This window comes from Paenibacillus sp. YAF4_2 (assembly GCF_052113225.1).
In the GTDB taxonomy this organism is placed as follows: Bacteria; Bacillota; Bacilli; order Paenibacillales; family Paenibacillaceae; genus Pristimantibacillus.
This window is the reverse complement of record NZ_JBFRCT010000002.1, coordinates 539,716-553,918: the sequence shown is the minus strand read 5'-3', so window position 1 is coordinate 553,918 and position 14,203 is coordinate 539,716. Positions and strand designations below refer to the sequence as shown.

Below are 14,203 nucleotides of genomic sequence, written 5' to 3'. Positions count from 1 at the left end.
ATTTCTATACTATAACATTCGACGTGAAATATGACAAACCAGTGCAGATTGTACTATTCCGCTTGTTCCGGCTGATTCACATCGTATTCTTCCAGGAATTTAATATCAAAGGTGCCTTTTACGAAAATCGGGTGATTCAGAAGCTTTTGATGGAAAGGAATCGTTGTTTTAATGCCATCAATCGCAAATTCGGAAAGCGCACGCTTCATACGAGCGATGGCTTCTTCTCTCGTTCTACCCCATACAATCAGCTTCGCAATCATCGAATCGTAGTGCGGCGAAATGGTGTAACCAGGATACACTGCGCTGTCCACCCGAACGCCCGTACCGCCTGGTGGCAGGTAGAACGGAATAAGACCTGGAGACGGCATAAAGTTACGCTCCGAATCTTCCGCGTTAATCCGGCATTCGATTGCCCATCCGTTAATGTGGAGATCTTCTTGCTTGAATGACAACGGATTACCTTCTGCAACGGAGATCATCTCTTTAATCAAGTCAACATTCGTTATCATCTCTGTAACCGGATGTTCAACCTGAATACGTGTATTCATCTCCATGAAGTAGAAGTTACCGTCTGGACCAAGCAGAAACTCAAGAGTTCCGGCACCTGAATATTGAACAGCTAATGCTGCACGAACAGCTGCGCTTCCCATACGCTCACGAAGTGCTGGCGACAGGATTGGGCAAGGCGCTTCCTCAACAAGCTTCTGACGACGGCGCTGCACGGAACAGTCACGTTCGAATAAATGAACAGCATTGCCGTGCTTGTCGGCCATAATTTGAATTTCGACGTGCTTCATGCCCGTCAGATATTTCTCCAGATATACGCCGGCATTACCGAAAGCCTTTTGAGCTTCCTGCTGGGCCGTCGTAATTTGCTGAATGAGCGTATCCTCATCCTCGGCAATACGAATCCCTTTGCCGCCGCCGCCGGCAGTTGCTTTAATAATAACCGGGTATCCAATGCTGCGTGCAATACGGATTGCGTCATCCATATTTTCAATAAGGCCGTCAGAGCCCGGAATGACCGGAACATCCGCTTCCTTCATCGTTTGCTTCGCAACGGCTTTGTCACCCATTTTGCTGATCGCTTCTGGGGAAGGACCAATAAAGGTAATGTTGCATGATTCACAGATCTCTGCGAAATCCGCATTCTCGGCCAAGAAGCCGTAACCCGGATGCACAGCATCACAACCTGTTATCGTGGCAACACTCATCAGGTTTGTCAAATTTAAATAACTGTCCTTGGAAGCAGTTGGACCGATGCAATAGGCTTCATCTGCAAGTCGCACATGCAGAGAATCACGGTCAGCTTCGGAATAAACAGCTACAGTCGAAATACCGAGCTCGCGACAAGCGCGAATGATGCGCACCGCGATTTCTCCCCGGTTAGCGATTAATACTTTTTGGAATTTCACATTCGTACTCCTCTCAGGCAACAATTTCTCCAAATTCGGAGCTGGTCTTATTCCGGTTTTACAAGGAACAACGGCTGGCCATATTCCACCAATTGACCGTTGGATACCAGAATTTCAACAATCTCACCGCGAACTTCTGCTTCCAGCTCGTTCATCAGCTTCATCGCTTCGAGAATACATACAACGCTCTTCTCCGTTACACGGTCGCCTGCCTTGACGAATTCTGCTGCGTCAGGAGACGGTGAGCTGTAAAACGTACCAACCATTGGCGAAACAATTTGGTGCAGATTGTCTGTATTTGGACTTGCTGCAGGTGTGCTGGCCTGCACAGCTGCTTGAGGAGCTTCTGCTGCCGGCTGTGGTGCAAATACAGGCGCCTGCGAATATGTATGCGTAATTGGGGCTGCTTGTACATTCACCACTTCGGTCTTGCCAGGCTTGCGAATGAATAAGCGTGCTCCTTCGTTTTCGATCTCCAGCTCATGAACGGAAGTCTGATCAACCAGTTTGATCAATTCCTTAATCTCGCTCAATTTGAACATGAATAGTTTTCACTCCTTAAAAGTTTCCGAAGCCTTGTTGCTTCGTATGCGTTTGCTTTTTACCCTGATAGAATAGCATTATTCAGTTTCTTATGGATATTTATCCGTCACATAACGTCTAACATTATATCACAAACGCGGCGGAACACGAATCAATTTTTTAATATGCCATTAATATTGGAACTTTTATACAAATGAAAAAGAGGCCGATCAGGGATCATATCCCTGTCGGCCTCCTCTACTTTACTTGATAAATTGTACCGAAACTTGGTCAGCACCTACGTTTAATGTTTTCATAACGAGATCAATAATGTTGGCCGCTTGGGTCTTATCCAGCTTTTCGCTTTCGACCAATACTTTATAACCGTTGCCTTCTTCGTTAACAATTGCTGTCTGGAAGCTCTTCATCAATTCATTCTCGATGCTTGTTAATTTCGAGTTTTTCTCTTCCAGCTGCTCGAGCTGCTGCATAGCAGCTTTGGAGTCTTCAGGGTCCTGCAGATCAGTGATATCAGAGAACAGTTTATCCTGCTGATCGCTGTTTAACTGACTGCGCTTTTCTTCCACTTGGGCAAATACACTGCTGTCTACTCCGCCTTGTGCCTCAATTTGATCGAGGACTTGCTTATCTTCTTTTGATAAGCCATCATTGCTGGCATTGGCTGTTTCGTCCTGGCCCACCTGATCAACCACAATCTGGCTATTGTCTGCCGAAGCTTCTGTTGCTCCTGCCTTTTGCTCCGTCTGTGTACCGTCAGACAGCATATCCGGTGATTTGGTGTCTTGAGTAAACAGATAATACGCGGATAATACGACCATCAAGCTGAGCATCGATACGAGCCAAATTGTTTGTCTTTTCGTGTTCATAGAACACCCTCCTAATAATGGTTTATTATTATTGCTTGCTTGGGGCTACTGAAATGCGGTTCGCAGGTACATTAACGCCCTTTTCCACCGCGTCTATAATAAGGCGTCTCACGGTCTGATTCTCGGCGCCTTTGGCGACGATGAGCACACCGCGAATGCTCGGATTAATCGTCTTCGTTACGATCGGCTTCTGATCTCCTGCAACTTCAGCAATGACCACTTTACCATCCTTGTTAATCGCGGTGATATGCCTTTTGCCGCCGTTTCGATCATCCTCATCAGTAGTCGACTGCGACTCCGAACTCTCCCTTGCGATTTCAATCTCCTCCGTAGAATCGATTGTCAAAAGGACATCCACTGGGCCGACACCAACGATTTTCTCCAATATCTCCTTCAGTCGATTCTCAAGAGGTCTCTCAATAGCTGCAAACTGCGAGTTATCTGTTGTTTCTGTATTCCCAAATGCGCCTGTATCCTGGGGAGGAGGATTCGCCCCCTGCGTCACGGTATCAACCTTATTGAAATTGATATAGGAGTTGAGCAGCATAAGCGCCGCTCCAATACAGCCGATGATCAGAAGCAGCCGTAAGGTTTTTACCCGCTTCGGGCCGCCTGGACCGCCGCCCACTACCGATTCGAGACCACTCAGCCATTTGGCCACTCTGCTCCCTCTCCTTCCGCTTTAATGGACGCTGCTCTCTGCCCGCTGCCGCACCTGAATTCTGCTTGGATTAACACTCCAGCCCTCCGCCAGAACATCCCGTATCTCCTCACTATCTGATGGATTCACCTTCGTAAATCCATCATCAGGCTTCTCTTGAGCTGCATCTCCAGCAGCTTGCTTATCATCTTGGCTGCGGTCGATATTGACATCCACATCTACATCTACGCTGACGGATGCTACCTCTTTGACAGCATCACTGGACTCCTCGGATGAGGCTGAATCTGCTTTGTCAGTAGGCAAGGTGACGAGCACGGCGCTGACGTACGGTGTCATCGTCTTGCCTTGCTGTTCCCATTTCAGCGTCACATCTACGGCTTCTACTGAAAGCCCCGTCTGCTTCACTACGGCATCCACCATCGAGTTCTCCAGTGTCTGCTCCATCAATGCCGCTGCATCACTGTTTTGCTGCTTATTCAGATCTTCCGCTTTCTTCTGGATGTCATTTAGAGTTGGCATCTTTACTTCATGCTGTGCCTCTAGCTGATCCCAATTCGATATTCCATCCTTCAGCTTGGCATTAAAGTCTCCTTGCAGCAGCCGAAGGATCGGCGACATGATGGTGAGCAGTATGAGAAGTCCGATAACCAGCCTTGCATAACGCTGCATCGATTTGTTCGGCAGCAGCAGCTCCACGAATGTTGCAAGCATGATGACCGCAATAATATCTCTCAGCCAATCGCTGAGCCAAGCAATCACACTTCTTCGCCTCCTTTGATTCGCTTTGCTGTCATCGCACCATAAGGGCGGCGTTGCCTGCTGTCAGCACGATAGTGACTGCAAGGAAGAACATTAGGCTGACTGCGGCAAGAGCAGCGAATACATAGATCATCGTTTTGCCTATCGTTTGCAGGCAGGCAACGATGGGAGAATCGCCAAGCGGCTGCATGGCAGCTGCAGAGACATTGTAGATAAGCGCCAGAGTCAATATTTTCACAGCGGGAAAGGCGCATAAAAAGAGCAAGATGATAACACCAGCGAGACCAATCGCATTCTTGGCTAGCAACGAAGCAGAGATAACGGTATCCGCAGCATCTGAGAACATCCGTCCTACGACGGGGACAAAGTTACCCGTTACGAACTTTGCAGTCCGCATCGTAATCCCGTCTGTTACCGCTCCTTTTGCCCCCTGAACGGATAGAACACCTAGAAACACGGTTACCAGCACACCCATGATCGCAACGCCGATATTCCGAAGCAGATTCGCCAGTTGAGTGACTTTAAATTTATCCGTTAAAGCACTCACAATATGAAGCACTGCCGAGAAGAAAAGCAGCGGGAACACAATCGTATAGATGACCGTTCCAACCGTATGAATCATAAAGATGATCAGCGGATGCAAAATGGAAACCGTGACCACATTCCCCATAGCAGCAAGAAGTGTCAGGAGCAGCGGCATCATCGCGAGCATGAATTGGATCATGGTTTCGATTGCATCCTTCGCATAACCAATGGCGACATGAAAGCTGTTGACAGCGATAATGATAAGCACCATGTAGGTGATCGAATAAGCAACCTTGCTGACCGCATTCCGTTCGAAGGCGTTTTGCAGCGTTTCCAGCACCATGCTGAATACAGTCAGCATGACGATTGTAACGAGGAGCTTGCCGTTATACAGCACTTCATGAAAGAAATAGCCAAGCAGCCCTTTGAATACTGTTTTGAGCTTGAGCCCTTCGCCATCTGGCTTCAGCATTTGGAAGAAACTGGGCATTTTCTCATCAGGAAAATATCCACCGTATTCCTCTTTTAGTTGACTCCAGTAATTCTCTACCGTTTGCGTATCCAATCCTTTCAACTGACTTTCTGTCAGCTGATTCGTCATCGCCGGATCTGTCTGCTGCTGCCCATGCCCGGACTCTTCTGTCGGTGTGTTCTCTGCTGCCATAACCGGCGTGACCAGAAGCATACTGACCAGCCAGGCGATGACTAGAAAAGCGATTAAGCGGGTGGCATATACATATAGCTTGTTCATCCGTTCAACTCCCCGCCGGCAGCAGCCCGATCACCGTCTCGACGATGACGCTAATGATCGGAACCGCCATGACGAGTATGAGAACCTTACCCGCGAATTCGATTCTGGATGCGATGCTGTCTTGACCGGCATCTCTTACGATCTGGGCTCCGAATTCGGCGATATAGGCGATACCGATTATTTTCAGAATCGTSTTCAAGTAGATAGATGGAATGCCTGAGCGGTTCGCCAAATCCTCAAGTACTTTGATGACCGAATCGATTTTACCGATAAGAAAGATGAAGATAAAAAGGCCGGTAAAAGCCGCAAGCAGAAAAGCGAATAACGGCTTCTGCTCCCGAACGACTATGATGAGTATTGTGGCGATCAGCCCAAGGCCGACGATCTGAATAATTTCCAACTTTATTCACCTACTTGCGGCTTCTCTAGACGTCTTACTTCACTGAAACAGAAAGATCGTCTTGATTTCTTGAAACAAATCGTTCAGTAACCGAATGACCATAAATAGGACTACGACAAAGCCGATTAAGGTTACCCATTGCGCCATATCCTCTTTTCCCATTTGCTTGAGAACCGTATGAATCATACCAATGATGATTCCGATCCCTGCAATTTGGAAAATAGCGCTCACATCCATATTCATTTGTGCGGCACCCCACTAAACCATCAATATCACGACGAGCACGGCGATCAATACACCAAGGCTTTTCCACATTTTTTCGTAACGTGTTTGATCATCTCTCGCTGCATCTTCTTCTGCTTTCAGCTGCAGGAGTGCCAGGTGGATATGCTTGAGCTGATCCTCCTTGTCACTAATGCCAAGGGTTGAACCAAGCCGCAGCATCACAGCCAGCTCCGTCTGGCGTAACGCGGTTGAACTCCAGCCGTTCTTCATCGCCAGTTCCCAGCTCTCGCGAAAGGTAAAGCCATCGGATCCCCTCACCCCATCAGCCGCATTCCGAAACAACTCTGCCAATGGAGCCGCTACAACTTCGGCTGTTCTTTCAAGAGCTTCCGGAAGTGGTGTGTGGCCGTATCCGATTTCTGTCTCCAATCTTTGAAGAGCATGGGCCAGCTGGCGAAGCTGACGGGGCCTTGCGGCCAACCTAGCTGCTTGCTGAAAGCCGATCATCGTGCCTGCGAAAAGAATGAGAACAGCTCCTATCAGCTTAATCAAGGGACATCGCCCCTTTGAAAACCGCTGTAGGTCTGCGTAACCCGCTCCGGCTCGCCCTTTGCTGCAGCAGTTGGTTCTCTCGCAGCTGCTGGCAGCTTGTCTTTCATGTCCGCAGCGACTACACGATGCATAAACCCTTCCGCCGCCCTCTTTAATTCGACCACGTAAGTGAATGTGCCATCATCTAGAAGCTGTCGTAACACCGGTCTTCCTCTTGCGTCATGCAGATCATAAGCATGAGCTGTGGCAATCACGCTAATCCCCGCATGACTTGCTTCTTGAATAGCCTCCGCGTCCTCTGGCCGGCCAATCTCATCGACGATGACCACTTCTGGAGACATGGAGCGCAGAAGCATCATCATACCTTCCGCCTTCGGGCAAGCATCCATAATATCTGTCCTAGGTCCAACATCAAAGGTAGGGATTCCCCGAACACAAGCGGCAATCTCGGACCGTTCATCCACGATGGCAACCTTGCGGCCAGACCAGCCTGCCGCATTCTCCAACATTCCCCAATGTCCATAGCTGATCGAACGGGCAATATCGCGGACAATCGTTGTTTTCCCTTGCTGAGGTGGAGCGAGAATAAGTGTCGAATGAATGGTCTTTCGATTCTTGTCCAGCAGCTTAGGAAGCAGGTTCCTTGCAGAACCAACTACTTCGCGGGCAATCCGAATGTTAAAACCGCCAATATCGCGAATTCCTCGAACGTTCCCGCCATCGAGAATGGTCCGGCCAGCCAGTCCAATTCGATGCCCTCCTGCAACGGTAATAAATCCCCGCTTTAATTCCTCTTCCATGGCATAAAGCGAATGGTTTGTTATTTTCTCCAGCAGCTTCCGGCAGATATCGGCAGTTGGCTTGTACGCTCCATCGCTGCCCGCACGGAGGGTTCCATCAGAGTCTGCAAACCGAGATTGTCCGCGAATACCAAGCTCCAGCGGACGTCCTTCCCGAATGCGAATTTCCTCCAGATGCTCCATAGACGATTCAGGAAGCCGCTCCAGTACCGCCTTAAGCTCCGGCGGAAGTAAATGTACGACACGATCCAGCATGAGTCATCACTCCCGGATGTTTGTCCTTCGTAGTTTTATTTGTATGCTTGACCAGGCTGAATATGTCCAACTTCTTGAAGAATGATAGATTTATAGTGTGATGGCATAGCAAAGCTTAAGTAACTCTACTATTTTTTCAATATGCCAATGAGCAAACAAACAACACCTGCAGTTACCCACGCTAATTTGCCGAAGGACAGCTTGTCTGTCATCCCTATGAGTCCAACCGTTGTTGTTGCAATTAATATAAAAGGACCAACTAGAGCTAGCGACGAGTTAACCACCAGAGCCTTATCAATCTGGTTCAGCCTAAGCATGAGCAATGCCGCGCAAATTTCAATTGTCCCTGATGTCAGCCGAAGGGACGCCATGGTGAGCACGATCTTATTCAACATAACCGTTCACCTCCTAAAAAGAATTGCCACCAAATGAGCCGTTTTCCGGACCATTGTGGTGATTCTTACTTCGTAAGGATTAACTAAAAAGAATTGCCACCAAATGAGCCGTTTTCCGGACCATTGTGGTGATTCTTACTTCGTAAGCATCAACTTGTTCACTGCCAACGTCTCCATCAACACATCATATGCAGGCTCGTCTCCAATTCATGCTAATCGTTCGGGCACACGCCCAGCAGATGCTGCATATATTGCTTCATGCCCCGCCCCCCCCACGCGGGAATCATCAAATGTTAGGAGTCAACTCCCATGACAAAAGCTAGTAACGCGGCATGGCACCGCACGCTGCATGATCCAAGCGGACACCGTGATTACGCCCCCGTTCGCCATAAAGGTAAAACCATGGTTATCGACAAAGGAATTGGACTAAATGGATTTTCTGATCTTCTTCAAATAGCGGCTCCCTACATGAACGTAATAAAGCTTGGTTTTGGAACAGCCGTCCTCTATGAGCCAGAACTTCTGAAACGTAAAATCGAACTTGCCCGAAGTGCAGGGCTCATTATCATGCCTGGAGGCACTTTGCTGGAAACAGCGGTTCAGCAGCGGTTAGCCCCTTCTTTCTTCGATACGATATGTGAGCTTGGCTTTAATGGGATCGAAGTATCGGATGGAACGATTGAGATGAGCAGAAAGCAGCGGACTGAGCTCATTAAAGAGGGCAAAGAAAGAGGGCTTCTTGTTATTACGGAGTATGGTAAAAAATCAGCAGGTTCGCTCATTGACCCTGAGCAATTAGCCGTTACAGCCGATTATGATCTTGCTGCTGGTGCAGAATGGATTACTGTTGAAGCACGTGAATCCGGTATTGACGTTGGTTTGTTTGACGAAAATGGCAATTGCCGCGAGCAGGCAATCGAGCAGATCTTAGCTGAAATGACGAGCCAAGACTGCTTAATGTGGGAAGCGCCTCTGAAGCAGCAGCAGGCTTATTTGCTCCAGCAATTTGGTCCAAATGTTCATTTGGGCAATATTCCACCAAGCGACGCATTGGCGCTTGAGGCGATGCGTCGGGGGCTGCGTTCCGATACTTTCGAATTCGGAATGCGGGGGGAACCTGTTCATTATATGATTTAAGCACGAAAGGAAGAGCGATTGCTATGCAGGTGCAAGTCATTTCAAGCGTAAATGAAGCCAGCTCCGCGCACTTTGTCCATAAAACAGCCATCATTATTGATGTGCTTCGAGCAACCAGCTCGATCATTACCGCGCTGGCCACCGGATCCTCTGGCGTTGTCCCCGTTGAAACAGTCATGGATGCCCGAGCGGCGCAGAAAGACGGCGATTTGCTGTGCGGAGAGCGTTTTTGCAAAAAAATCCCTGGTTTCGATCTCGGTAATTCTCCTGATGAATTCCTGATGAATTCCGTAAAGGATCGTCGTGTCATTCTTACAACGACTAACGGTACCCGAGCTATTCATAAATCGACTCGAGCGGATTATGTATTGGTGGCAGCCTTGTTGAATGCCTCTGCCTGTGCGAAAGCAGCCCTTGATCTGAGACGGGATGTGGTCATTTTATGTGCAGGAAGCCATGATGAATTTGCCATTGAGGATGGTTTATGTGCAGGACTGCTTCTAGCTAAGATGCAGGCAACATGCACATCGGAGCTTACGATGGATGACTTCGGACTCGCCATGCTATCACTCTATCAGAATCGATCTAATGAAATAAAAGAAACGATCCGCTCCGGTGCCACAGGCAAACGATTAATTAAGCTGGGTATGGGAAGAGATATTGATATTTGTGCGGAAGTTGATGCTTACAGCCAGGTCCCTCGTCTTCAATCTAGTGGAGATATGCTGATCTGTTCCTGCTTCTGACATATTCGCCATAGGATGTCCATATAATGGAGCAAGCAGTTTATCCGCTTCATGACTGGAGTTTTAACAATGACTGGTGAATTGATATTAGTAGGATTGATTATCATAGGTTTAATAGGCCGCTCACCTATAATTGCAACAGCCGCATGTGTGCTGCTAGCCGTCAAACTGCTGCATCTAAGCCGGTTCCTGCCTTCGATTGAACGTCGAGGGCTGGAGCTTGGTTTATTATTCCTCACCTTAAGCGTACTTGTGCCGTTCGCCTCCGGGAAGGTCCAGATGAAAGAACTGATAGCCGCGTTTAATACTTGGCCAGGCTGGCTTGCCCTCATTGGAGGAGCTGCAGCAGCTTATATGAATGCCAAAGGGCTTGATCTGCTTAAGCTTGATCCGCAGATGGTTGTTGGACTTGTCATCGGATCGATCTTCGGCATTATCTTTTTGCGTGGTATCCCTGTAGGTCCTTTGATGGCAGCTGGTATTACAGCGATATTGTACAAGTTGTTTAAGCTTATGAGCGGAGGATAATTTAGATTAACAAGCATACTTCGCATTTGAATGTTCTTCCGATCGCCATTGCTCAGGGATTCCTTTGAATAATTTTCAAGTGGTAGGAATCCCCTTACAAAAGCGAACGCTATCGCTTCTTCAGAATCATTCAAAATGCTTCGTATGAAGTTATTCAAAATTATCTTTATAAGTATGAAAAATGGCCGTGCAGAAAACCTGCACGGCCACTTTCATAATAAACATATTAACGACGGTCTTGAGGTCCGCCGACGAATACCTGCTCTGCTGTATCGAGGCCATAAGCCGTATGAAGAGCGCGTACAACCTCTTGCAGCGGCTCTGCAGCAATAATGCAGGATACTTTAATTTCGGAAGTGCTTACCATCTTGATGCTAACGCCAAGATCCGAAATTGCTGCAAACATTGTAGCAGCAACTCCTGGATTGCTGACCATGCCTGCACCAACGATCGATACTTTCACAAGGTTATCTTCCGAAGTTACTTCGTTGAATGGCACTTCGCTGCGATTACCGTTGATTACATCAACAGCACGAGCAACATCATCGCCTGATACCGTGAAGGAGAAATCAGCTTTACCGCTTTTCACTCCGCTTTGTACGATAACATCAACGTCAATGCCGTTATTAGCAAGCGCACCAAATACTTTAGCGAGTACGCCTGGCTCATCCTCAACGCCGAGGATGCTGATTCTTGCTACATTTTTGTCAAAAGCGATGCCGCGTACGACTACGCCTTGCTCCATGACCGCTTCCTCCTTCACACTTGTACCTTCGTTTTGCGTAAAGCTGGAACGTACGACAAGTCTTACATTGTTATGCTTCGCGTATTCCACCGCACGCGGGTGAAGGACAGCAGCACCCAAATGTGCCAGTTCAAGCATTTCGTCGTACGAAATTTCATTCAATTTACGCGCGCATTTCACAACCCGTGGATCCGTCGAATAAATGCCGTCCACGTCTGTGTAGATTTCGCACACATCTGCTTCGATAGCAGCGGCAAGCGCCACGGCTGTCGTATCAGAACCGCCGCGTCCAAGCGTCGTAATATCGCCGTCTTCCGTCATGCCCTGGAAGCCTGCGACAATGACGACATTGCCTGCATCAAGCTCTTTGAACAAACGATCTGGACGAATATCTGTGATTTTCGCCTTGCTGTGTACTGCTTCCGTCCGAATGCCAGCTTGCCACCCAGTCAGTGATACCGCTTGATGGCCAAGCTGATGAATCGTCATCGACAATAATGCAACCGATATTTGTTCACCTGTCGTAAGCAGCATATCCATCTCCCGCGCTGGCGGGTTCGGGTTAAGCGCTTTAGACTGATCGATTAAATCGTCCGTTGTATCTCCCATTGCGGAAACGACAACCACAACGCGGTTACCCGCTTGCTGGCTATCAATAATCCGCTTCGCAACACGCTGCATCCGCTCAGGTGATCCTACCGAGCTTCCGCCAAACTTCATCACTATCAACGACAAAGCTGATTCACTCCCAACCTTGACATATAACATACAAGACAATATTATACCACAACCCCAGCATGTCTGGGTATATGCACCTAGCAATTTTTGTCGAACAAGGTGAAACGGATGAGCCATCCTTTAGAGGCGAGGCGCGTTTCATTCCGGAGAATTCTAAGTGCTAATTATAAAATAAAACTTATAACTTCTTAGAATTCAAGGTGAAACGGATGAGCCGCCCTTTGAAGGCGAGGCGCGTTTCATTCCGGAGAATTCTAAGTGTTAATTATAAAAACAAAACTTATAACTTCTTAGAATTCAAGGTGAAACGGCTGCGCCGCCCTTTGAAGGCGAGGCGCGTTTCATTCCGAAGAATTCTAAGTGTTAATTATAAAAACAAAACTTATAACTTCTTAGAATTCAAGGTGAAACGGATGAGCCATCCGTGTTATTTATAAAAAAAGCCGTTCGAATCCTAAGATTCGAACGGCTTGTCCTATTTTCTAAGCACGGGAGATGTATTTACCTTCGCGTGTATCGATCAAGAGAACGTCGCCTTCGTTGATGAACAGTGGAACTTGTACGTTCAGACCTGTTTCAACTTTTGCACTTTTCGTAGCGCCTTGTGCAGTATTGCCTTTAACGGCTGCATCTGTCTCAACAACTTTCAGCTCAACGCTGTTCGGCATTTGAATACCGATGATTTCGCCTTTGTAGCTGGAGATGTTAACATTCATGTTTTCTTTCAGGAAGTTCAGTTCCCACTCGAGTTGTTTGTAATCCAGACCAAATTGGTCATAAGACTCGTTATCCATGAAAGTATACTCATCGCCGGAGTTGTACAGGTATTGTACTTCACGGGTCTCGATAATTGCACGGCCGAGTGACTCGCCTGCACGGAAAGTTCTCTCAACAACGTTGCCGTTGCGAAGGTTTTTCAGTTTGGAGCGAACGAATGCCGCACCTTTGCCTGGTTTAACGTGCTGGAACTCGGTAACCGAGAAAATATCGCCTTCTACTTCAATGGTCAAACCTGTTTTGAAATCATTTACTGAAACTGTCACTTCTAATTCCCTCCTGAAATAACTGCTTTAATGGTCCCTAACCCAGAGTAATCAATGCTTTCGGGGATGAGGTTAATATTTTAATACCGGATTCCGTGATGACGATGTCGTCCTCAATCCGCACTCCACCAAAGCCGGGGAGGTAGATGCCAGGTTCAACCGTCACTGTCATGCCGGGGGTTAAAATCGTATCGCTGTTTCTTGCAAGTCGCGGATACTCGTGAATTTCCATACCGAGTCCATGACCTGTGCTATGCCCGAACTTGTCGCCATAGCCGTACTTCGTAATAATATCACGTGTTAACGCATCGGCATCATGACCCGTCATACCCGGACGGATATGCTCCAAAGCATGCAGCTGTGCTTCCAGCACGATATTGTAGATTTCAAGATGCTTCTCCGTTGGTTTACCTACTACAACCGTTCGAGTGAGATCTGAGCAGTAACCTTTGTAATAAGCACCGAAATCTAGCTTTACAAACTCATTATTACCGATTACCCGCTCGCTAGCCACGCCATGCGGCAGAGCAGAGCGTTCACCGGACGCCACGATCGTATCAAAGGACGACGAAGTTGCGCCATTGCTGCGCATGAACATTTCCATCTCAAGAGCGATGTCGCTTTCTTTTACACCCGACTTGATATGGTTCAAAATATGCTGGAAGGTCTTATCGGCTAGATCTGCCGCCTCCTGTATAATTTGCAGTTCTGCAGCATCCTTAAACATACGCAGCTTCTCAACGAGACCCGATACCGGTGTCAGCTTAATATTGCCAAGAGCTTCGCTCCAAGCCATATACTCGCTAAAGACAACCTGGTCCTGTTCGAATGCTGCTGTCTGAATACCTTTGCTCGCAAGCAGTTCCCGGATATTAACAATGGCTTTTGGTCCATGTTCAATAACCTGGAAAGAAGCTGCTTGCTGCGGCGCCTGGGTCATATAGCGGAAGTCCGTAAACAAAAATTGCTCCTGCAGCGTAACTACCACAATTCCGGATGATCCCGTAAACCCACTGATATAACGCCGATTGTGCTCGCTTCCGATAATGATCGCTTCGAGGCTTTGTTCGGCCATCAATTGTCTCAGCCGATTAACTCTTTCGAGTGTCATGTTAA

The 14,203-nt window shown here is 47.8% G+C and carries 17 protein-coding genes; 3 read left to right on the top strand and 14 right to left on the bottom strand.

The genetic code is table 11. The annotated features are described in order from the left end of the window. Positions 1-53 precede the first annotated feature (53 nt). From accC to AB4Y93_RS06550, 11 genes are all read right to left on the bottom strand, one after another. Positions 54-1,418, bottom strand: coding sequence for an acetyl-CoA carboxylase biotin carboxylase subunit (accC, locus tag AB4Y93_RS06600; protein ID WP_441890156.1), 1,365 nt, complete (start codon positions 1,416-1,418; stop codon positions 54-56). Positions 1,419-1,465: 47 nt separating this feature from the next. Continuing rightward, complete coding sequence (accB, locus tag AB4Y93_RS06595; protein ID WP_441890154.1) at positions 1,466-1,960, bottom strand: acetyl-CoA carboxylase biotin carboxyl carrier protein; 495 nt, start codon at positions 1,958-1,960, stop codon at positions 1,466-1,468. Between the two features lie 243 nt (positions 1,961-2,203). Next, entirely contained in the window at positions 2,204-2,827 is a 624-nt protein-coding gene (locus tag AB4Y93_RS06590) for a SpoIIIAH-like family protein (protein WP_441890152.1), read from the bottom strand. 28 nt (positions 2,828-2,855) lie between these two features. Continuing rightward, positions 2,856-3,488, bottom strand: a complete 633-nt coding sequence (gene spoIIIAG / locus AB4Y93_RS06585; RefSeq protein ID WP_441890150.1) for a stage III sporulation protein AG — start codon at positions 3,486-3,488, stop codon at positions 2,856-2,858. 21 nt (positions 3,489-3,509) lie between these two features. After that, the gene (gene spoIIIAF, locus AB4Y93_RS06580) at positions 3,510-4,247 is read right to left on the bottom strand and encodes a stage III sporulation protein AF (RefSeq protein ID WP_441890148.1); all 738 of its coding nucleotides are present in this window, start codon (positions 4,245-4,247) and stop codon (positions 3,510-3,512) included. Positions 4,248-4,278: 31 nt separating this feature from the next. Beyond that, on the bottom strand, positions 4,279-5,523 hold the full coding sequence (gene spoIIIAE, locus AB4Y93_RS06575; RefSeq protein ID WP_441890146.1) for a stage III sporulation protein AE: 1,245 nt from the start codon (positions 5,521-5,523) through the stop codon (positions 4,279-4,281). Between the two features lie 4 nt (positions 5,524-5,527). Next, positions 5,528-5,923 carry a stage III sporulation protein AD gene (spoIIIAD, locus tag AB4Y93_RS06570; protein WP_441890144.1) on the bottom strand — a complete coding sequence of 132 codons (396 nt, stop codon included), beginning with the start codon at positions 5,921-5,923 and terminating at the stop codon, positions 5,528-5,530. Between the two features lie 39 nt (positions 5,924-5,962). Continuing rightward, positions 5,963-6,166 (bottom strand): stage III sporulation protein AC, encoded by a 204-nt coding sequence (gene spoIIIAC / locus AB4Y93_RS06565; protein WP_015843896.1) that lies wholly within the window; start codon positions 6,164-6,166, stop codon positions 5,963-5,965. 15 nt (positions 6,167-6,181) lie between these two features. Further along, positions 6,182-6,700, bottom strand: a complete 519-nt coding sequence (gene spoIIIAB / locus AB4Y93_RS06560) for a stage III sporulation protein SpoIIIAB (RefSeq protein ID WP_441890141.1) — start codon at positions 6,698-6,700, stop codon at positions 6,182-6,184. Beyond that, complete coding sequence (spoIIIAA, locus tag AB4Y93_RS06555) at positions 6,697-7,755, bottom strand: stage III sporulation protein AA (protein ID WP_441890139.1); 1,059 nt, start codon at positions 7,753-7,755, stop codon at positions 6,697-6,699. Before spoIIIAA ends, spoIIIAB begins: the two co-directional genes overlap by 4 nt. Before the next feature lie 128 nt (positions 7,756-7,883). Further along, entirely contained in the window at positions 7,884-8,150 is a 267-nt protein-coding gene (locus AB4Y93_RS06550; protein WP_167272648.1) for a YqhV family protein, read from the bottom strand. Between the two features lie 309 nt (positions 8,151-8,459). Between AB4Y93_RS06550 and AB4Y93_RS06545 the strand changes: the two genes are divergently transcribed. From AB4Y93_RS06545 to AB4Y93_RS06535, 3 genes are all read left to right on the top strand, one after another. Next, entirely contained in the window at positions 8,460-9,287 is an 828-nt protein-coding gene (locus tag AB4Y93_RS06545; RefSeq protein ID WP_441890137.1) for a phosphosulfolactate synthase, read from the top strand. A 23-nt stretch (positions 9,288-9,310) separates the two neighbouring features. Further along, positions 9,311-10,033: a 2-phosphosulfolactate phosphatase gene (locus AB4Y93_RS06540; protein ID WP_441890135.1), complete on the top strand. Its 723-nt coding sequence runs from the start codon at positions 9,311-9,313 to the stop codon at positions 10,031-10,033. Positions 10,034-10,102: 69 nt separating this feature from the next. Next, positions 10,103-10,561, top strand: a complete 459-nt coding sequence (locus AB4Y93_RS06535) for a DUF441 domain-containing protein (RefSeq protein WP_441890133.1) — start codon at positions 10,103-10,105, stop codon at positions 10,559-10,561. A gap of 226 nt (positions 10,562-10,787) precedes the next feature. Here AB4Y93_RS06535 and AB4Y93_RS06530 read toward each other — a convergent pair whose 3' ends face one another. The 3 genes from AB4Y93_RS06530 to AB4Y93_RS06520 form a co-directional block, all read right to left on the bottom strand. Further along, positions 10,788-12,041 (bottom strand): aspartate kinase, encoded by a 1,254-nt coding sequence (locus AB4Y93_RS06530; RefSeq protein ID WP_441890131.1) that lies wholly within the window; start codon positions 12,039-12,041, stop codon positions 10,788-10,790. Between the two features lie 485 nt (positions 12,042-12,526). Further along, positions 12,527-13,087 (bottom strand): elongation factor P, encoded by a 561-nt coding sequence (gene efp / locus AB4Y93_RS06525; RefSeq protein ID WP_441890129.1) that lies wholly within the window; start codon positions 13,085-13,087, stop codon positions 12,527-12,529. 37 nt (positions 13,088-13,124) lie between these two features. Then, complete coding sequence (locus AB4Y93_RS06520; RefSeq protein WP_441890127.1) at positions 13,125-14,198, bottom strand: M24 family metallopeptidase; 1,074 nt, start codon at positions 14,196-14,198, stop codon at positions 13,125-13,127. Positions 14,199-14,203 lie beyond the last annotated feature (5 nt).

Coding starts and splice junctions, on each gene's coding strand:
- accB (WP_441890154.1), bottom strand. CDS start 1,960: ATGTTCAAATTGAGCGAGATTAAGGAATTGATCAAACTGGTTGATCAG.
- AB4Y93_RS06550 (WP_167272648.1), bottom strand. CDS start 8,150: ATGTTGAATAAGATCGTGCTCACCATGGCGTCCCTTCGGCTGACATCA.
- AB4Y93_RS06520 (WP_441890127.1), bottom strand. CDS start 14,198: ATGACACTCGAAAGAGTTAATCGGCTGAGACAATTGATGGCCGAACAA.
- spoIIIAA (WP_441890139.1), bottom strand. CDS start 7,755: ATGCTGGATCGTGTCGTACATTTACTTCCGCCGGAGCTTAAGGCGGTA.
- spoIIIAE (WP_441890146.1), bottom strand. CDS start 5,523: ATGAACAAGCTATATGTATATGCCACCCGCTTAATCGCTTTTCTAGTC.
- AB4Y93_RS06535 (WP_441890133.1), top strand. CDS start 10,103: ATGACTGGTGAATTGATATTAGTAGGATTGATTATCATAGGTTTAATA.
- AB4Y93_RS06540 (WP_441890135.1), top strand. CDS start 9,311: ATGCAGGTGCAAGTCATTTCAAGCGTAAATGAAGCCAGCTCCGCGCAC.
- AB4Y93_RS06590 (WP_441890152.1), bottom strand. CDS start 2,827: ATGAACACGAAAAGACAAACAATTTGGCTCGTATCGATGCTCAGCTTG.
- spoIIIAC (WP_015843896.1), bottom strand. CDS start 6,166: ATGAATATGGATGTGAGCGCTATTTTCCAAATTGCAGGGATCGGAATC.
- AB4Y93_RS06545 (WP_441890137.1), top strand. CDS start 8,460: ATGACAAAAGCTAGTAACGCGGCATGGCACCGCACGCTGCATGATCCA.